Annotated in this window: 19 protein-coding genes; 9 read left to right on the forward strand and 10 right to left on the reverse strand. The window is 65.0% G+C overall.

Going from position 1 to position 19,027, the window contains the following annotated elements; translation table 11 throughout:
- Positions 1-97 precede the first annotated feature (97 nt).
- From GGQ90_RS15055 to ndk, 3 genes are all read left to right on the forward strand, one after another.
- Positions 98-1,543, forward strand: a complete 1,446-nt coding sequence (locus GGQ90_RS15055; RefSeq protein WP_188082904.1) for a leucyl aminopeptidase — start codon at positions 98-100, stop codon at positions 1,541-1,543.
- Between the two features lie 5 nt (positions 1,544-1,548).
- Positions 1,549-1,986, forward strand: a complete 438-nt coding sequence (locus GGQ90_RS15060) for a DNA polymerase III subunit chi (RefSeq protein ID WP_188082905.1) — start codon at positions 1,549-1,551, stop codon at positions 1,984-1,986.
- Between the two features lie 112 nt (positions 1,987-2,098).
- Positions 2,099-2,521, forward strand: a complete 423-nt coding sequence (gene ndk, locus GGQ90_RS15065; RefSeq protein ID WP_004210674.1) for a nucleoside-diphosphate kinase — start codon at positions 2,099-2,101, stop codon at positions 2,519-2,521.
- A 126-nt stretch (positions 2,522-2,647) separates the two neighbouring features.
- Here ndk and GGQ90_RS15070 read toward each other — a convergent pair whose 3' ends face one another.
- Together GGQ90_RS15070 and GGQ90_RS15075 are read right to left on the reverse strand one after the other, a co-directional pair.
- Positions 2,648-3,082, reverse strand: a complete 435-nt coding sequence (locus tag GGQ90_RS15070; RefSeq protein ID WP_188082906.1) for a hypothetical protein — start codon at positions 3,080-3,082, stop codon at positions 2,648-2,650.
- Positions 3,083-3,435: 353 nt separating this feature from the next.
- Positions 3,436-3,906 (reverse strand): hypothetical protein, encoded by a 471-nt coding sequence (locus tag GGQ90_RS15075; protein ID WP_188082907.1) that lies wholly within the window; start codon positions 3,904-3,906, stop codon positions 3,436-3,438.
- 171 nt (positions 3,907-4,077) lie between these two features.
- Here GGQ90_RS15075 and betI point away from each other — a divergent pair, with 171 nt between their 5' ends.
- The 3 genes from betI to ahpF all read left to right on the forward strand — a co-directional run bounded on the left by betI (position 4,078) and on the right by ahpF (position 7,144).
- A complete protein-coding gene (gene betI / locus GGQ90_RS15080; protein WP_188082908.1) occupies positions 4,078-4,680 on the forward strand; it encodes a transcriptional regulator BetI in 603 nt (200 codons plus the stop codon).
- A 132-nt stretch (positions 4,681-4,812) separates the two neighbouring features.
- Positions 4,813-5,376 carry an alkyl hydroperoxide reductase subunit C gene (gene ahpC, locus GGQ90_RS15085; protein WP_188082909.1) on the forward strand — a complete coding sequence of 188 codons (564 nt, stop codon included), beginning with the start codon at positions 4,813-4,815 and terminating at the stop codon, positions 5,374-5,376.
- A 187-nt stretch (positions 5,377-5,563) separates the two neighbouring features.
- A complete protein-coding gene (gene ahpF, locus GGQ90_RS15090) occupies positions 5,564-7,144 on the forward strand; it encodes an alkyl hydroperoxide reductase subunit F (RefSeq protein ID WP_188082910.1) in 1,581 nt (526 codons plus the stop codon).
- Between the two features lie 87 nt (positions 7,145-7,231).
- On the opposite strand, the gene GGQ90_RS15095 is transcribed toward ahpF, so the two are convergent.
- Positions 7,232-7,822: a hypothetical protein gene (locus GGQ90_RS15095; protein WP_246428256.1), complete on the reverse strand. Its 591-nt coding sequence runs from the start codon at positions 7,820-7,822 to the stop codon at positions 7,232-7,234.
- 148 nt (positions 7,823-7,970) lie between these two features.
- Between GGQ90_RS15095 and GGQ90_RS15100 the strand changes: the two genes are divergently transcribed.
- Complete coding sequence (locus GGQ90_RS15100) at positions 7,971-9,392, forward strand: APC family permease (protein ID WP_188082912.1); 1,422 nt, start codon at positions 7,971-7,973, stop codon at positions 9,390-9,392.
- A gap of 4 nt (positions 9,393-9,396) precedes the next feature.
- Here the strand turns inward: GGQ90_RS15100 and GGQ90_RS15105 are convergent, their stop codons facing one another.
- The 5 genes from GGQ90_RS15105 to glmM form a co-directional block, all read right to left on the reverse strand.
- Positions 9,397-10,035: a L,D-transpeptidase family protein gene (locus GGQ90_RS15105; RefSeq protein WP_188082913.1), complete on the reverse strand. Its 639-nt coding sequence runs from the start codon at positions 10,033-10,035 to the stop codon at positions 9,397-9,399.
- A 79-nt stretch (positions 10,036-10,114) separates the two neighbouring features.
- Entirely contained in the window at positions 10,115-10,714 is a 600-nt protein-coding gene (locus GGQ90_RS15110) for a ribonuclease HII (RefSeq protein WP_188082914.1), read from the reverse strand.
- Positions 10,707-11,468, reverse strand: a complete 762-nt coding sequence (gene thiD / locus GGQ90_RS15115; RefSeq protein ID WP_188082915.1) for a bifunctional hydroxymethylpyrimidine kinase/phosphomethylpyrimidine kinase — start codon at positions 11,466-11,468, stop codon at positions 10,707-10,709. Before thiD ends, GGQ90_RS15110 begins: the two co-directional genes overlap by 8 nt.
- Positions 11,465-11,689 carry a DUF1272 domain-containing protein gene (locus GGQ90_RS15120; protein ID WP_188082916.1) on the reverse strand — a complete coding sequence of 75 codons (225 nt, stop codon included), beginning with the start codon at positions 11,687-11,689 and terminating at the stop codon, positions 11,465-11,467. Before GGQ90_RS15120 ends, thiD begins: the two co-directional genes overlap by 4 nt.
- Before the next feature lie 108 nt (positions 11,690-11,797).
- The gene (gene glmM, locus GGQ90_RS15125) at positions 11,798-13,138 is read right to left on the reverse strand and encodes a phosphoglucosamine mutase (RefSeq protein WP_188082917.1); all 1,341 of its coding nucleotides are present in this window, start codon (positions 13,136-13,138) and stop codon (positions 11,798-11,800) included.
- Between the two features lie 93 nt (positions 13,139-13,231).
- Here glmM and GGQ90_RS15130 point away from each other — a divergent pair, with 93 nt between their 5' ends.
- Complete coding sequence (locus tag GGQ90_RS15130; protein WP_188082918.1) at positions 13,232-14,599, forward strand: alanine/glycine:cation symporter family protein; 1,368 nt, start codon at positions 13,232-13,234, stop codon at positions 14,597-14,599.
- Between the two features lie 209 nt (positions 14,600-14,808).
- Entirely contained in the window at positions 14,809-15,711 is a 903-nt protein-coding gene (locus tag GGQ90_RS15135) for a hypothetical protein (RefSeq protein ID WP_188082919.1), read from the forward strand.
- A 75-nt stretch (positions 15,712-15,786) separates the two neighbouring features.
- Here GGQ90_RS15135 and GGQ90_RS15140 read toward each other — a convergent pair whose 3' ends face one another.
- Complete coding sequence (locus GGQ90_RS15140) at positions 15,787-15,969, reverse strand: CsbD family protein (protein WP_188082920.1); 183 nt, start codon at positions 15,967-15,969, stop codon at positions 15,787-15,789.
- Positions 15,970-16,056: 87 nt separating this feature from the next.
- Entirely contained in the window at positions 16,057-18,822 is a 2,766-nt protein-coding gene (locus GGQ90_RS15145) for a DUF3857 domain-containing protein (RefSeq protein WP_188083040.1), read from the reverse strand.
- Between the last annotated feature and the right edge of the window lie 205 nt (positions 18,823-19,027).

A 19,027-nucleotide genomic window follows, 5' to 3' on the forward strand; every position in this document is an offset into this window, starting at 1 on the left:
GAGAACCGAAATCCGCCGAATGGCTTTGCAGAGCGGCAAAGCCGCACTATCTGGCAGAACCAAGAAAGAAACGGCAATCCAGAGAAAAGGCCCCCAGATGGACATCCAATTCAGCCCCACGCGCCCCCAGGTCGACACGTTGGTCCTTGCCGTGGCGAAGGGGACTGTCGAGAGCCTGCCGCTGACCGCGTCGGCCACGCTGGTCGCTGGCGCCGCGGCTGCGCGCTTCGCCGGTGAAGCGGGCGCGAGCGTCGAGAGCTTCGTCGAGCAAGGCGGCGCGGTGCTGCGCGTCCTGCTGCTGGGCATCGGCAATGGCGGCGCGGCGGATCTGGAACGGGCCGGCGGCGCGCTGACCGCCAAGCTGTCGACCAGCGGCGCGACCCACGCGGCAGTCGAATTCCCGGCCGGCGTCAGCGGCGAGGACGCCGCGCGGCTGGGCCTGGGCGCGCTGCTGCGCAGCTGGCGGATCGATACTTACCGCACCCGCCAGCCGGAGAAGGCCAAGCCGACGCTGGCGACCGTGACGATCGTCGCGACCGGCGCCGAGGCCGAATGGGCCAAGCTGTCGGCGGTCGCCGCCGGCGTCGCCTTCACCCGCGAACTGGTGTCGGAGCCGGCGAACATCCTCTATCCCGAAAGCTTCGTCGAGCGGTGCCAGCATCTGGCTGACCTCGGCGTCAAGATCACCGTGCTGGACCGCGCGGCGATGACGGACCTGGGCATGGGCGCGCTGCTGGGCGTGGCGCAGGGGTCGGCGCGCGAGGCGCGGCTGCTGGCGATGGAATGGGACGGCACCGATGGCGCTGCCGACAAGCCGGTCGTGTTCATCGGCAAGGGCGTGACCTTCGACACCGGCGGCATTTCGCTCAAGCCCGGGCCGGGCATGGAAGACATGAAGTGGGACATGGGCGGCGCCGGCGCGGTAGCGGGCGCAATGAAGGCGCTGGCCGGTCGCAAGGCCAAGGCCCGCGTCGTCGGCATTTGTGGCCTGGTCGAGAATATGCCCGACGCCAATGCCCAGCGCCCCGGTGACATCGTGACGTCGATGTCGGGTCAGACGATCGAGGTGCTGAACACCGATGCCGAAGGCCGCCTGGTGCTGTGCGACGCAGTGACCTGGGCGCAGAAGACCTATGCGCCCGAGGTGATGATCGATCTTGCTACCCTGACCGGGGCGATGATGATCGCGCTCGGCAGCGAGCATGGCGGCCTGTTTGCCAATGACGATGCGCTGGCCGACGACCTGCTGGCGGCGGGCAAGACCAGCGGCGAGAAGCTGTGGCGCTTCCCGCTGTCGGAGGCCTATGACAAGCTGATCGACAGCCCGATCGCCGACATGAAGAATATCGGCCCGCGCTTCGCCGGCTCGATCACCGCCGCCCAATTCATCAAGCGCTTCGTCAACGAAGGCGTGAAGTGGGCGCATCTCGACATTGCCGGCATGGTCTGGTCGGACAAGCCAGGCGCCACCGCCGACAAGGGGGCGACCGGCTATGGCGTGCGCCTGATCGACCAACTGGTGGCCGACAAGTTCGAGCGCTGAAGCCGGTGCAGGTCGACTTCTACCAGCTCAGCCGCGATCCCGTGGAAGGGGTGCTGCCCGCGATCGCGGCGCGCATCCTGGACATGGGCGCGCGGCTGCTGGTGGTGGCCGATGAGCCGGAACGGCTGGCCCGCATATCGGCGGGGCTATGGGCAGGGCCACCCGAAAGCTTCCTGGCCAATGGCCAGGCAGGGGACGGCGTGGATTCTGCCCAGCCGGTGCTGCTGGCACAGGACTGTGTCGCCGCGAATGGCGCCAGGCATATCGCGCTGGCGGACGGGATATGGCGCGAAGAGGCCCTGGACTTCGAGCGCGCCTTCTATTTCTTCGATGCGGACACGATCGACGGGGCGCGGGCCAGTTGGCGCGCGCTCAGCAAGCGCGAGGGCGTGACCCCGCGCTTCTGGCGGCAGGAAGGCCGCAAATGGGTGCAGGGTCCATGAACCGCCGGAACTAGGGGCTTTCCCCGTCCCCTTTTCCACCCCCTTGCGAAGTGATCCGGCCCGGTCTAAAGGGCGCGCAACTTTATTCCAACAATTCGGAGTTATGAGGGCCATGGCCGTCACGCGCACTTTTTCGATCATCAAGCCCGACGCGACTCGTCGCAACCTGACCGGCGCCGTCACCAAGATGCTGGAAGAAGCCGGCCTGCGCGTCGTCGCTTCCAAGCGCATCCGCATGAGCCGCGAACAGGCCGAAGGCTTTTATGCCGTTCACAAGGAACGCCCCTTCTTTGCTGACCTGGTCGCCTTCATGATCTCCGGCCCGGTCGTCGTCCAGGTTCTGGAAGGCGAAAACGCCGTGACCCGCAACCGCGACATCATGGGCGCTACCAACCCAGCCAATGCCGACGCCGGCACCATCCGCAAGGAACTGGCCGAATCGATCGAAGCCAATTCGGTCCATGGTTCGGACAGCGAAGAAAATGCCGCGATCGAGATCGCCTATTTCTTCAAGCCCGAAGAAATCGTCGGCTAAACCCGACACCCGTCCACGGACGAGCAAAAGGCCCGGCGCTCCCGCAAGGAACGGCCGGGTTTTTTGTTGGGGGATGGCGGCGTTGGGTGGGAAGTGGACGGTCTGCTTCCTAAGCAGGAACCTAGGCTAGCTGCCGCTTGACATTTGTTCAGGAAGCAAATCGCCCGGCCTTTCCGCTACAGCCTTTATGCGGCCATGCCCGAGGTAGATAAGATAACAATCGCCAACGAAATATGCTCTGCCGGGCAGGTCTGAGCCGGGACATGCTGCGGCAAGACGATGCATTGTTGTTGCGGACCATGAGTAAGTGCGCTGGCCGTCTTTGATACGGATGCCACGAATTTCAGGTATCCAATGCGCCAAGGCTAGGGGCATCGAGAAGCCAGATTTGACCGTGAAAGGTGCTGACCACTGATCATAATCTTGATGCAGATATTGGACAGTGACATTCGATTCCGCTCGATTGCCGACGACCGTTGGCCATGCGTCGCATCCTGAAAGCGCCCATAAGAAACCGAATAGGATGAACGTCCGCATGATGGAAAGGCTATCGTATGCCATTTATGTCTTCAACTGGTCGTTAGCTGTCAAAGCCCGACATCGTCATGCAGGCGTAGCGACGCCCCTGTCCTACTCGCCCAATCTCTGATCTACCCTGGGCGATGCACCAGCACCGTGCCCTTCCCTCGCCCCTGCCGCAGCCCGCCACAGTCCGTGCCCCATATGTCGCCTCCCTGTCGCGTCGGCATGACCCGACCGGCGCGTCGGTGCGAGGCTGCCCTGACCCAGTTGACGCGCGCCTGTCGCCTCCTGGGCGCGCGGCAGGCGCATATCCGGTGCAAACGGCCCTAAATGCCGCACGACACTGTGAACTTCGGCGCTGTCGCGTCGGCATGACCTTTGCTGATCCCGCTTTATCGGCAATAGCCTTCCTCGCCCGGCTTCACGATCAGGCAGTCCTGCTTGTCGGCAAGATATTTGAAGCCTGTCTCCGCCCCCGTGCCCGGCCGGATGGCGAGGTCGCGGCCATCGCGAACGAAGCGGATCGTCGCGCCATCGGCCAGCCCGCTATAGGTCGCTTCCCGGTCGAGATTATCCCTGTTGGCCAGCGCATAATGGCCCGGCTTACCGTCGGACGCGGGTTGGATGTCGAGGAACAGCCCTTCCGGCCCGGTCCAGCGCCCGACCCACTCGTCGGTCGGCCGCGCCGCACCGGCATTGTCCGGGGCCGCGACAGAGTCGGTATCCTCGATCGCCTCGGCATGGGCCGGCACCCTCGCATTGTTCGCCACCGCTTCATTGTCCACGCCCTTGGCGCAGCCGCCCAGCAGCAATGCGGCGCCCAGGCCGGGCAGGATCAGGCGAAAAGCGGGCTGGCGGATCATCCATGGTCTCCTTGCTGTCATGACGACATATATGCGGGGCAAACGGGCGAACCGGCCGGATCGATCCCCAATCGGGTCGAACCGCGCTTGCCAGCGCCCGTCATATCCGCACAATGCGCGGCGCAGAAATAACATGTTCGGGGCGCCAGGTCGTCCCATGCCGGGGGGCGAGTGAGAGCGAAATTCGTAAGGGAGTCCGCCGATGTCCGGCGGCAGGCACTGATCGACGCGACGGCAAAATGTCTGGCGGAAAAGGGCGTGGCGGCCACGTCGGTCCGCGCCATCTGCGCCGCGGCCGGCGTGTCTTCGGGATTACTGACCCATTATTTCGAGGGCGTCGACGCGTTGATCCTCGCCACCTATCGCGATGTCGGCCAGCGCGTATCCCAGGCCATGGACGCGGCGATCGTAGCGGCGGGCGACGATCCGCAGGACCGGCTGCGCGCCTTTCTCCAGGCCAATTTCCGCGCCCCCGTGCTCGACGCGGACCTGCTCGCCACCTGGATCGCCTTCTGGAGCCTCATCAAGTCCAATGCCGATGTCGCCGCCGCCCATGCGGAGATCTACGCTGCCTCGCGGACCCAGTTGGAGGGGCTGGTCGCCGCCGCCGGTCCCGGCTTCTCGCCTGCGCAGGTGCGGCTGAAGGCGATCGGCCTGACCGCGCTGGTCGATGGGTTGTGGCTTGAATATTGCCTCGACCCCACCAGTTTCAGCGCGGCGGAGGCGCAGCAACTGGTCGAACGCGCGATGGGCCATGCCTTGCGAGACCAATGACCGGTTCGATTAATCGGATAGTGTGTGATCGCTTTTATCTATCAACATGTCCGAGAAAACCAATTTCCCCCGAATCATCCGCTTCCCTACACAGGCTTCGCAACAGCAACCCAATAAGGAACTGGATAGCCCATGGCTCTCATCAACACCCCCCTGCAGCCGTTCAAGGCAACCGCTTTCAAGGAAGGCAAGTTCGTCGACGTCACCGATGCCGATGTGAAGGGCAAGTGGGCCGTCTTCTTCTTCTACCCGGCCGACTTCACCTTCGTGTGCCCGACCGAGCTGGAAGACCTGGCCGACATCTATCCCACCCTGCAGGGCCTGGGCGTGGAAGTCTATTCGGTGTCGACCGACACCCATTTCTGCCACAAGGCCTGGCACGACACCTCGCCGGCCATCGGCAAGATCAACTATTACATGCTGGGTGACCAGAACCACGACATCTCGAACCAGTTCGGCGTGCTGCGCGAAGGCGTCGGCCTGGCCGATCGCGGCACCTTCGTGCTCGATCCGGAAGGCGTGATCCAGCTGGTTGAAATCACCCCCGAGGGCGTGGGTCGCAACGCGGCCGAACTGCTGCGCAAGATCAAGGCCCTGCAGTACTGGACCAGCCACCCGGGCGAAGTCTGCCCCGCCAAGTGGGAAGAAGGCGCGGAAACCCTCGCCCCCTCGCTCGACCTCGTCGGCAAGATCTAAGCACCTATAGGTGCTGATAGGCCGCCGGGTTCGCCCAGATTGAGGGGACCCGGCGGACCTTCAAAATATTTTCTACAGACTTATCTTAGTTTCAACGGGGCTTTTGGGTCGCACCAATTCCCCGGACGGGCCGTCGCGTCCTCCCGATCGGGACGGCCCGCCATCTTTTCCACGGAGCCAGACAGACATGTTGGACGCAAATCTCAAGGGGCAGTTGAAAGCCTATCTGGCGAACATCACCCAGCCGATCGAGCTGGTGGCTTCGCTGGATGAAGGCGCCAAGTCGCGCGAAATGAACGAATTGCTGACCGAAATTGCCGAACTTTCGGACAAGGTCAGCCTTGCCACCGGTTCGGACAAGCGCAAGCCCAGCTTCATGATCCGCCGCGTCGGCACCGATATCGGCGTGACCTTCGCGGGCCTGCCGATGGGCCATGAGTTCACCTCGCTGGTGCTCGCCCTGCTGCAGGTCGGCGGTCATCCGTCTAAGGCCGCGCAGGATCTGATCCAGCAGGTCAAGAATCTCGATGGCGACTATGCCTTCGAAACCTATTTCTCGCTGTCGTGCCAGAACTGCCCCGACGTGGTGCAGGCGCTGAACCTGATGAGCGTCTTGAACCCCCGGATCAGCCATGTCGCGATCGACGGCGGCCTGTTCAAGGATGAGGTCGACGCGCGCAAGGTCATGGCCGTGCCGACCATTTTCCTGAACGGCGAACCCTTCGGCCAGGGCCGGATGGAGCTGGAGCAGATCGTCGCCAAGATCGACAGCGGTGCCGAGGCGAAGGCGGCCGAGAAGATCAAGGCGCAGGACCCCTTCGAGGTGCTGGTGGTCGGCGGCGGCCCTGCCGGCGCGGCGGCGGCCATCTATTCGGCGCGCAAGGGCATCCGTACCGGCGTCGCGGCGGAACGCTTCGGCGGCCAGGTGCTCGACACCATGGATATCGAGAATTTCATCTCGGTCAGCCGCACCGAAGGCCCCAAGCTCGCCTCGGCGCTGGAAGCGCACGTCAAGGATTATGACGTCGAGATCATGAACCTGCAGAAGGCGGCGAAGCTGATCCCGGCCAAGACCGAAGGCGACTATCATGAGGTCGTGCTGGAAAATGGCGCGTCGCTGAAGGGCCGCACCATCATCCTGTCGACCGGCGCCCGCTGGCGGCAGATGGGTGTCCCCGGTGAGGACGAATATCGCAACAAGGGCGTGGCCTACTGCCCGCACTGCGATGGTCCGCTGTTCAAGGGCAAGCGCGTGGCGGTGATCGGCGGCGGCAATAGCGGCGTCGAAGCGGCGATCGACCTGGCCGGCATCGTCGCCCATGTGACGCTGATCGAGTTTGACAGCCAGCTCCGCGCCGATGCGGTGCTGCAGCGCAAGCTCGCCAGCCTGCCCAACGTCAAGATCATCACCTCGGCGCTGACCACCAAGGTGAACGGCAATGGCGAACGGGTGAGCGGCCTCAGCTACAAGGACCGCAACAGCGGCACCGAGCATGATGTCGAGCTGGAAGGCATTTTCGTCCAGATCGGACTGGTGCCCAACACCGAATGGCTCAAGGACAGCATCGCCCTCTCGCCCCGTGGCGAGATCGAGATCGATGCGCGCGGCGAAACCAGCCAGCCCGGCATCTTCGCCGCCGGCGACTGCACCACCGTGCCCTACAAGCAGATCGTCATCGCCATGGGTGCGGGGTCAACCGCAGCCCTGTCGGCCTTCGACTATCTCATCCGTCTGCCCACAGCCGAGGAAGCGGCCGAGGCAGCCTGAAAAATGCCCGCCTGAACCAGTCCCCCCTTCTGGTTTTCAGGCCAGCGAAGGCCGGTCCGTTGCCCTGACGGACCGGCCTTTTTCCTGTCAGGGAACGCCGATCACCGTTTCGGGCTGCTCGGGATAGGCGCGCAGCAGCGCGTTGCACAACGCCATGGCAGCGCTATCCCGTTTGTCGGCCGGGCGCACTGTCACGGCGCTGCCGCTCCAGATCACGGCCGCGTCGCCCCGGCGGTGCAGGCGCATCTCCAGTTCGGTGCGTTCCAGCGCGACATGGCGCGTCTTGCCGGACGGCACCGCCAGCGAGAAGCTCGATCCCACCGCCCCGGACACACCTCCAGGCATCAGGTCGGAATTGCTCTTCTCGACCTTGCCGGTCCCGGTCCCAACCTCGGACGCGCGGATGACCAGTTCCATGACCAGCGCGGCATGGCCGTCGTCCAGCAAAGTGAAGCCCTTGTCCGACAGGGCAAGTGTGGCCGCATCAACAAAGGCATCCGCCGCGCCCGCCTGTCCGCTCGCATCCTCCTGCATGGATACCGATATGGTGCCGCCGCTCGGCACATCCGCCGCTGATGCCATGGCAGGCAGCAGCATCGCCGCCGCCATCAGCATGGACCGCGCCCATTTCCGCGCGCCGGGCAATCGCTTCTGATCCATCAAGGCTCGATCATCCATCCCAAGCCGAACAGGTCGGCGGCCAACAGCCCCATGCCTAGCCGAGTGGCAGCCTGCCGACAATCGCGGCCCACCGCCTGCCACCGCCCTTTTCTCACGCGATATTCATTTGCCTTCGCGCGCGGATCGTGACAGCGCCCGGCGCAACATGACGCCCAAACAGCCCCGCCATCCGCTCCTGATCGCGCTGCTGCGCTGCAAGCCGGTGCTCGACTTCATCGGCGACGATCCCGACGCGAAGCCCCTCGCCCGCAATATCGGCCTGTTCCAGCTAACCATGCTGGGCGTCGGCGCGACCATCGGCACCGGCATCTTCGTCGCCCTGACCACTGCCGTGCCCGAAGCCGGGCCGGCGGTCACTTTGTCCTTCGTCATCGCCGGCATCACCGCCGCGCTGACCGCGCTCTGCTATGCCGAAATGGCATCAGCCGTGCCGGCGTCGGGCTCTTCCTATTCCTATGCCTATGCGACCATGGGCGAACTCGCCGCCTTCCTGATCGGCAGTTGCCTGCTGCTGGAATATGGCGTCTCCGCCTCCGCCATCGCCGTGGGATGGGGGCAATATCTCAATGAACTTCTGTCGATCAGCACCGGCTGGCGCCTGCCTGACATCATCGCCCGGCCGCCGGGAGCGGGCGGCATCGTCAACCTGCCCGCCGTGCTGCTGGTCGGCCTCTGCCTCATATTGCTGTTGCGCGGCACGCGGGAATCGACCACCGCCAACGCCATATTGGTGATCGCCAAGCTCGCCGTGCTGGCGCTGTTCGTCGCCGTCGCGCTCGCCCATTTCCAGCCCGCCAATTTCCATCCCTTCGCGCCCAAGGGCATGGTCGGCATCGGCGCCGCTGCGTCCTCCATCTTCTTTTCCTATATCGGCATCGATGCAGTCTCGACCGCCGGCGAGGAAGTGCGCAATCCGCGCCGCGACCTGCCGCTCGCGATCATCCTGTCGCTGCTGATCGTCACCGCCGCCTATATATTGGTCGCGGTCGCGGCGATCGGCGCCCAGCCCTGGACCGCATTTGCCGGGCAGGAAGCCGGCCTGGCCGTCATCCTCCACAACCTCACCGGCGCGGGCTGGCCGGCGGTGATCCTGTCGCTGGGCGCCATCGCCTCGATCTTCAGCGTCACCCTGGTGGTGATCTACGGCCAGACCCGCATCCTCTATGCCATGGGTCGTGACGGGTTGCTGCCCGCCTTCTTCTGCCGGGTCGATCCGGTGCGCCATGTGCCGCGCCAGAATACATGGATCGTCGCGATCGGCGTCGCGTTGCTCGCCGCCTTCGTGCCGCTCGACGTGCTGGTCAACCTCACCAGCATGGGCACGCTGATCGCCTTTGCCACCGTGTCGATCGGCGTCATCATCCTGCGCCGCACGCGGCCGGACCTGCCGCGCGGCTACAAGGTGCCCTTCTATCCGGTCCTGCCGATCGCCAGCACGCTCTTCTGCGCCTATCTGATCTTCGGCCTGCCGGCCGACACCTATGCGCTGTTCGCTGTCTGGGTTGCTGCTGCTGCCCTGCTCTATTTCGGCTATTCGATGCGGCGCTCGGCACTGGCCCAGCGCTGATCGCTCAGCGGCGCGATACCCTCGGCATGAAGATGATCGGGTCGATATCCAGCGCCGGCTGGGCCGGGGCCGGCGCAGCGACCTTGGCCACGGAATCCGCCGCCGCCATCTGCGCGATCGTCAGCGAGGGATACAGCCGATCCCTGGTCACCGTCACCAGCCCGCCCAGGCTGGTCATGCCGAACAGCTTCTGGGCAAAGGCATAGGGCAGGCGGATGCAGCCATGGCTGGCCGGATAGCCCGGATTATGCCCGGCATGCAGCGCAATGCCGTCCCAGGTCAGCCGCTGCATGAAGGGCATGGGCGCATTGCTGTAGAGGTTGGACCGGTGCCACTGATTCTTCTGCAGGATCGGATAGTCGCCGGTCGGCGTGCTGTGCCCGGCCATGCCGGTCGACACGCTCGCCATGCCGACCAGCCGGTCGCCGCTATAGACATGGGCCATCTGTCGATCGATGCTGATGACCAGATGGATCGGCCCGTCGAGCGGCCCCTCCTCCAGCCAGCGATAGCCACCCGGCGCCAGCGCGCCGACCTTGGCAGCCGGCCGCGCGCGCTTGACCGGCGCAGCCGCCTGCACCGGCAGCGATAGCGCACCGACAAGCAGGAACAGGCTGGCAGGGCCGGAACGGGCGAAGGACATGAATCCCTTCTTAAGCAAGCGCCACACCCGCGCCAGCCCTCAATGCATCCCTATCCCGCCCCGAGACGGGACAGCATCGTCAGATCAGCAGCAGTTGCGCCACCGGCGAAAAACTGCGCCGGTGCAGCGGGGTCGGCCCATGGTCGCGCAGCGCCGCCATATGCTTGGCGCTGCCATAGCCCTTGTTGCTCTCCCACCCATAATGGGGATGCTCGGCGGCGGCGGCGATCATGATCCGGTCGCGCTCTTCCTTGGCCAGGATCGATGCGGCGGCGATCGACAGGCATTTGGCGTCGCCTTCCACCACCGCGGTCGAGGGCCAGCGCCAGTTGGGACAACGATTGCCATCCACTAGCACATGAGCGCACTCCTGCTCCAGCGCCTCGACCGCACGGGTCATGGCCAGCATCGTCGCCCATAATATGTTGAGTTCGTCGATCTCGGCCACGCTGGCGATGCCCAGTCCCCAGCACAGCGCGCGGGCCTTGATCTCCCCCTCCAGCACGGCCCGCTTTTTGGCGGTCAACTTCTTGGAGTCGTTGAGGCCATCGGGGCAATCCTCCTGCCGCAGGATCACCGCCGCCGCGACCACCGGCCCCGCCAGCGGCCCGCGCCCGGCCTCGTCCACCCCGGCGACCAGGCCGGGATGATGGATCAGTTCATGCGCGAAATCAGGCATAGGCGTGGAAGCCGAAGGGATTGCCCATCGGGCCATGGCCCGCGCCAAGCCCCGGCGCCAGCGCCAGCGCCTCGCGCACATATTTGCGGCCACGCTCGACCGCTTCGATCAGGTCCAGCCCCTGCCCCAGGCCGGTCGCGATCGCGCTGGCCAGGGTGCAGCCGGTGCCATGGCTGTGCCGCGTGTCGATCCGCACATTGCTCCATGCCTTGCGCACACCCTGCGGCCCGATCAGCCGGTCGGTCAGCATCGGCCCCTCGCCATGGCCGCCCTTGGCCAGCACATGGGTGGCGAAACGGATGGCGATCTCCTCGCCGCCCAGCGCCGCCAGTTCGGGGATATTGGGCGTCACCAGCGTGGCGATGGCCATCAACCGCTCGAACGCCGCGATGGTCGCGTCGTCGGCCAGCAGCGACCCACTGGTCGCAACCATGACGGGGTCGAAGACGATCGGCACATTCTCCAGCAGCGCCAGCCGCTCGGCCACGGCCGCAGCCGTCTGCGCCGAACCGATCATGCCGATCTTGACCGCGTCGACGCCGATGTCGCTGATGCAGCTTTCCATCTGCGCCAGCACCATCTCGGTCGGCACCGGATGGACGCCTTGCACGCCCAGCGTGTTCTGCGCGGTGATCGCGGTGATCGCGGTCATGGCATGGCCGCCCAGCAGCGTCACCGTCTTGATGTCCGCCTGGATACCGGCGCCGCCGCCGCTGTCGGACCCGGCAATGATGAGAATGCGGGGCACGCTCATCCCTTGAACTTGCGTTCCGTGGAGGCCGGGTTGTTCGTCAGCGCCTTACCCATCCGCGTCGGCCGATCCATCAGTTCCCCGCCGCAATTGGGGCAGCGATCGTCCAGCGCCTCGGCACAGGGCGCGCACCAGGTGCATTCGAACGAGCAGATGAACGCGCCGGGTTCATCGGCCGGCAGGTCGGTGCCGCAACGTTCGCAATCGGGGCGCATCTCAAGCATGGAACCACTCCGTCATCCCAGCGAAGGCTGGGATCTCACTGTTACTGAGCCAGCGGCAAGAAGAAGAGAGATGCCAGCCTTCGCTGGCATGACGGGATTGAGAAGCGTTCACGCCGCCGCCTTCTCGACCGCGGCGCAGATGCGCTCGACCACATCCCTGACCTGATCCTCGCGGTCACCTTCCGCCATGACGCGGATCACCGGTTCGGTGCCGGACGGGCGGATGACCAGCCGGCCCGACCCGTTCAGTTCCGCCTCGGCCTGGGCGATCACCCGCTGCACCGTCTCATCCTCCAGCGGCTTGCCGCCGGCGAAGCGAACATTCTTGAGCAACTGGGGCACCGGATCGAACTGGTGCAGCGTCTCGCTCGCGGGCTTGCCCGACCGGACCAAAGCGGCCAGCACCTGCAACGCCGCCACCGTGCCGTCGCCGGTGGTCGCATAGTCGGACAGGATCATGTGACCGGACTGTTCGCCGCCGACGTTGAAGCCGCCCTCGCGCATCCGCTCCAGCACATAGCGATCGCCGACCTTGGTCCGTTCCAGGCCGATGCCCTGCCCGGTCAGGAAGCGTTCGAGGCCCAGGTTCGACATGATCGTCGCCACCAACCCGCCGCCGCGCAGCGTACCGGCGCGGGCGAAATTGGACGCGATCAGCGCCATGATCTGGTCGCCATCAACAATCTGGCCCTTTTCGTCGACCACGATCAGCCGGTCGGCGTCGCCGTCCAGCGCGATGCCGATGTCCGCGCCGGACGACACGACGGTCTCCTGGCACAGCAAGGGCGAGGTCGAGCCGCAACCGTCATTGATATTGGTGCCGTTGGGCGTAACGCCGACCGCGACCACCTCCGCCCCCAATTCCCAGAAGGCCGACGGCGCGACCTGATAGGCGGCGCCATTGGCGCAATCGACCACGATCTTGAGGCCGTCGAGGCGCAGGTCGGCGGGGAAGCTGGACTTGACCGCATGGATATAGCGGCCACGGGCGTCCTCGACCCGGCGAGCGCGGCCGATATCCTTGGACGCGGCCAGCGGCACATCCTGGTTCAGCAGCGCCTCGATCTTCAGCTCATCCTCGTCCGACAGCTTGTAGCCATCGGGGCCGAACAGCTTGATGCCATTATCATAATAGGGATTGTGGCTGGCCGAGATCATCACGCCCAGGTCGGCGCGCATCGAATGGGCCAACAGCGCGACCGCCGGCGTCGGGATCGGCCCGAACTGGACCACGTCCATGCCGACGGCGGTGAAGCCCGCGACCAGCGCATTTTCGACCATATAGCCCGACAGGCGCGTATCCTTGCCGATCACCACCCGGTGACGATGGCTGCCGCGCTGGAAATGGGTGCCGGCGGCCATGCCGACCTTCATCGCCAGTTGTGGCGTCATCGGCCACTGGTTGGTGCGACCACGAATACCGTCGGTGCCGAAATATTGTCTGCTCATGCGATCCTGCCCCAGGGCGGCTATGGGTAAAACTCAGCTCCCCCATAGCAATCTTTGATCGACTTTCCACCGCTGTCCCGGCATCGCCGCCGCATGGAAAATTTCAACGCCGCCGTCGACGCGCTGTCCAGCACGGTCTTCTTCAAGGTGCCTTTGTTCGGCGCACAGATCGAGCTGATCGTGCTCTACCTCGCGCTCCCCATGCTGTTCTTCACCATCTGGCTGGGTTTCCCCAATGTCACCCAGGTCGGTCGGGCGATCCGCATCCTGCGCAGCCAGCCGCATGAGGGCGAGGCGAAGGGCGATGTCAGCCAGTGGGGTGCGCTCTCCACCGCCCTGTCCGGCACGATCGGGCTGGGCAATATCGCGGGCGTCGCGGTGGCGCTGACCATGGGCGGGCCAGGCGCGATCTTGTGGATGTTCATCATCGGCTGGTTCGCGATGACGGTGAAGATGGCGGAGGTCACGCTGGGCCTCAAATATCGCGTGTTCGACGAACGCGGCCATGTCCATGGCGGGCCGATGTATGTGCTCAAAGCCGTCGGCGCGGCGCGCGGCTGGCCGAAGATCGGTATCATTCTAGGCGGCGCCTATGCCTTCTTCGCCCTGTTCGGCGCGATCCCGATGGTGCAGGTGAACCAGAGCTTCGCCCAGGTGAAGGTGGTCACCGGCATGACCAATGGCTGGGCCTATGGCGTGTTCATCGCCGCGGCCGTCGCGCTGGTGACGATGGGCGGCGCGGCCTGGCTGGGCGAGGTGTCGAAGCGCCTGACCCCGCTCAAGGTCACCGTCTATCTGGGCGGTGTCGCCGCGATCCTGATCCTCCATGCCGACGCCATTCCCGGCGCTTTGACGCTGATCTGGCACGGCGCCTTTTCCAGCGATGCGGCCACCGGCGGCGCGATCGGCGCCTTCGTCGCGGGCATGCGCCGCGCCGTTTTCGCCAGCGAGGCCGGCGTGGGCTCGGCCGTGATGGCGCATAGCCTGGCGCGGGCACGCCATCCGGTGTCCGAAGGGCTTGTCGCCCTACTGGAACCGCTGCTCGGCACGATGATCGTCTGCGCGCTGGGCGGGCTGGCGCTGGTGGTCGCCGGCACCTGGAACAACGGGCTGGAAGGCATCGCCATTACCTCCGCCGCCTTTGCCAAGGTGTCGCCCTGGTTCCCCTGGCTGCTCGCCGTCGTCGTCTTCCTCTTCGCCTATTCGACGCTGGTCGCGTGGGGCTTTTATGGTCTTCAGGCCTGGGGCTATCTGTTCGGCAACGGCCCGCGCGCGCAATGGGTCTACAAGATTCTCTATGTCGTCGCCCTGCCCCCGGCCGCCGCGATCGACCTCGGCCGGGTCGTCGGCATCGTCGACAGCAGCTTCTTCCTGATGGCGATCCCCAATGTCATCGCCCTGTATCTGTGCGCGGGCGAACTGCGCCGTGACGTGAAGGCCTATCTGGCGGAACAGGCTTAACTTCGCACATTTCCCGCACATTCTGACATATTCTTGCGCGGCCGCGATCCTATCGGAAAGCGGCCTCATCTTTATAGCACGTTCCCGCTCACATAGGACAGGCACTCGACTCGAACAAAAATATCCACCCGAACGACACCAGCCTTTTCGACGACCGCAGAAAAGGCTCTAGTGGCATTGTCGACAGAGCAGGATAGCGGGACAGGCCATTGGCGGACCAACCCAAACGATGTGAATATAGCACGACGCCCAAGGCGGTCCGGGCGGGCCTCAACAACCAGCGCATTGCCATCCTGGGGCTATGCGCGATGGCGATCGCCACCCAGGGACAGGTGCGCATTCCTCACAGACTGGTCGATTTTTCGGCTCGTCGCGAGGGTCTGGGTCGTGTCGACGCCGCCGAAGTCTTCGACACGGATGCGCTGTTCGCCTGGCTCCGGCGGCAAAATCTCCTGGGCGGGGATCCCGACAGCTATCATCATGTCAATTGGGTCGACTGTTTCTCCTATGGTGCGCAAATCTGGGAAGATCCGCAACAGGAGGATTTTGTCGCCGATTTTCTGCGGGCGATGCGCGGCGCGGCCCCTTTGCGCGTTCTGGCAAGCAACCTCGTCGCGGCGCTGGGGTCCGATATCGGCTATATCCAGTTGCGCATCGAACAGGATTGGCAGGATTATGCCCGCGCAAAGATGGCGAGCGGACGACGCGGTTTCCTGCTTGATCCGTCGGCCATTTTCGAAAAGATCGTCGCGACACCGGAAACCGCATCCTATCGGCGCTGGTTCGCCTTCTGCGACCTAGCCGCACTGCCATGGAACATCGAAACCATAAAGAACGATATTCGACGTCAATTCGGCCTGGACCTGTTGTTCAAGCCCGACATTGCCCACCTCTTCTCGTTGCCGTCCGCCAGCCTGGCCAATGCCTCGCTCGATTTCGAGATGGCCCTGACTGCCCCCATCTATGTCGGATTGCGGCAATCAACATTCAGCAACCTGGTTCACGCAACGCGCCTTGCGGAAACACCAGCCACATACCCCAATCATTTCCTCTATTGCAGCCGTACAAAGCGCATGCCGGCTCGCCAGGACCGCGGCCGCGGCAAATGGTAACATAACCAGATAGGACAGAAACGAAAAAGGCCCCGCCACTTAGCGGAGCCTCTTCGTTTGGCGAGCGGCTGGACGTCAGATCTTGTCGCCGAGCGCACCCTTGACCGATCCGGCTACGTCCTGAGCCGTACCCTTGGCCTTCTGAACCTTGCCTTCGGCTTCCAGACGCTCGTTGTCCGTGGCCTTGCCGATCGCTTCCTTCGTGGCACCGGCGGCCTTGTTGCCCGCGGCCTTCACCTTGTCGGTCATTTCACCCATCTGGTTTCTCCTTGAAAGTGGCTTTCCCCCTGTCAACCAGCCAACAGGGGGAAAGGTTTCCATCAAAACGCAGGCGTCACGACTAAATCAGGGCTTGATCCCGTAGCGGGCGTAGACGGCGTCGATGCGCGGATCGATACGGCGGGCAATCGCGATCTCGGCATCGCCCTCGCTCCCCCGGCCCAGCCGGTGCAGCACGATGCCGCGCATGTAGCGGCTCGGCTCCTTGCCCGGCTCCTGCGCGACGACGACGTCCAGGTCGCGCAGCGCATCATCGAACCGCCCCATGCGGAACCACAGCATCGCCCGGCTGTCGAGCGCGGCCATGCTGCCCGAACTCAGTTCCACCGCCTTGGTGCAATCCTGCATCGCACTGTCCAGTTCGACATTGCGCGATCCCTTGACCCAGCAACGCTCGTTGAACAGGCCGGTCATGCCCGGCTTTTCCGCCAGTTGCGCGTCGATGATCTCGATCGCCTTGCCCGGATCGCCATAGGTGCCGAGCAGCGTCGCCTTGAAGCTGCGATAGCTGTCGCGCGCCTCGCCACCGATCGCGATCTTCGCGTCGACCATGCCGATCGCATCGTCCAGCTTGCCGCTTTCCGCCAGATAGGTCGCGACCGTGCCGACCGCCGCACCCGACGCCGGGTCGAGCTGGCGCGCCATCCGGCCATCGGCCAGCGCGCCGGTCACATCGCCGGTCTGGAACCGGCGATAGGCGCGCTGCAGATAGAGATCGACGTCGGGCTTGATCCCGATCGCCTTGTCCAGGTCGACCAGCGCATTTTTGTAGTCGCCGATGCCCCAGCGGAAATTGCTGCGGCTGGAGTAACCGGTTGCGTCCTCGGCATCGGCGGCGATCGCCTTGGCAAAGGTCGCCTCGACCGCCCTGGACTGCGGCCAGGCGGCGATGGTCGCCGGGCTGTAATCCCACAAATAGGTGGGCTTGGCTGGGCCGATCACATGCGGCGACATGGCCTGCACCGTGGCCAGCGCATCGCGCTCGTCGGGCAGGCGATCGGCCGCGATCTCGACGCCGGTGGCGTCGGTCCGCTCCTCGACATCCAGCACGCCGTCCTTCAGCTGCACGGTCCGGCGCAGGTCATAGCCGGCCACCGTCTTGCTGAGGCCCTGCTCGCCTTCGATCACATAACCCTTGCCACCCTGGGGCAGGCGCAGGCGCAGATGATAGCGGATGCCGATCGGCGCGCTCGTCGCCACCGGGATCGCCAGCCAGGCAGGCCGCGCCCGGTCCGGCGCGAAGCTGATCTCGTCGATCAGCTTGCTGGCGTCGCGGCGATAACGCCGGTCGCTGAGCTTCCAGGGCGAGCCGGTGACGCCATGGGCAGTAAAGGTAACGGTGGCCGACGCTGCATCAGTGGTGACACCGACCTGGCTATATTGGGCCGTGCCGACCTGCTCGCTGAAGAAGCCCTGCACCATCTCGTCACGCCGCTTGGCATCCATCTGGCCAAGGCCGGTGCTGATCATCGTCGCGATCTGACCACGCATGACCGCCTTTGCATCGAACACGGTCGGCAGCTTCTCATGCCCGCTTTCGTCCGCCTCGACGCTGACGTCGATCGTCGGTCGGGCATTGGCATGGGTCCGGATCGCCATCAGATCGGCGCCGGCGGTGCGCACCGGCAGCACCGATCCGAAACGCGGCGTGTCACCGATATCCTCCAGCCGCGATCCAAGGCCCGTGCCGTCGAGCCAGTAGGACTGGCCATCGATCACCGCACGCACCAGCACATGGTCGAAGGCCGCAGCCGTGGGCAGCCGCTCCGGCACGGAATCGCCCAGGGTCGAACTGGCCAGCACCGGCTCCGCCTCGATCCCAAGGCCGCGCAGCAGCGAGAGCAGCAGCAGCGTCTTCGCCTTGCAGTCGCCATAGCGCAGCGTCCAGGTCTCGGCCGGCTTCTGCGGCACATAATTGCCGCCATTCATGCCGACCATCAGATAGCGGACATGGTCCTGCACCAGTTGCAGCGCAGCCGCCGCCTTGTCCTTCGGTGATCCCGGCAGCGCCTTGAGCTTGGCCAGTTCGCCCGCCAGCGGCGATCCATCGGCGATCAGCCCGTCAGTTGCATAGAGCGGCGCCATCGTCTTCGACACATCGGCCCAACTGGCAAAGGTCGACAGTTCGAACAGCGGCGGATGGGTGAAGCGGGTCGGCGCGTCGGCCGGCATTTCCGGCTGCTTGGCCAGCGGCACGGCAAAGCTCAGCTCGGTGAGGCCGCCCTTCTTGACCGGCTTGGCATCGACGCCGCTCGCCAGCAGCTTCCAGCGCGGCGCATCCGTATCGTCCCATAGCAGGCGGACCCGGCCATAGCCCAGCCGCAGCGGCGCGGCCGGCAGGGCCGAGACATTCTGGACATGGCCGCCCAGCGCATCATCCTTGCTGGTGGTCGAATAGCGCAGCCGCACCACATCGCCCACCTGCACTCCCTCGACCGCCATGGTCGCGGTCAGGATGCCGCTGATCTGCAATGCTTCCAGCCCCTGTTCGCGGCGCAGCACGGTGAATTTCTTGCCGCTGGCCAGCGCATCGATCACCTGATCGCCGCGCAGGATCGACAGTTCATGGATGATGAGGTCGCCCTTGTCCGGCGCCCAGGGCAGGGTCAGCGACGACAACTGGGTCAGCGCCTCGGCCGATCCCGCGCGGGTGGCGATGTCGGCATAGTTCCACAACCGGCCCTTTTCGACCCGCTGCTGGCTGTCGAGGATCATCATCGAGGGCGGATCGCCATCGGCCGCCAGCCTGGGCATCGCCGCCTTGTCGATCCAGCCAGGCGCTGGCTGGTACAGCGGCACCTCTCCGGCCAAGGCAGGCGCCACAACCGTCATGGCCGCCGAAGCCGCCAACCACCCGAAATGCCTCATTTTCCCCCGAACATCCTTTTGCGCGCTGCTCTTTAATTCTGGACCTTGTTTCACGCTTCAGGCCGATTCAACCTGAAGCGATCAAGGTCCAGACCCCGTTTGATCAAAGGCTATGGCATCGCGGCGAAGCGCTCAAGGGAAAGCGGCGGGCACAAAGAAAAAGGGGCCG

It is taken from the genome of Sphingobium scionense, assembly GCF_014197035.1.
In the GTDB taxonomy this organism is placed as follows: Bacteria; Pseudomonadota; Alphaproteobacteria; order Sphingomonadales; family Sphingomonadaceae; genus Sphingobium; species Sphingobium scionense.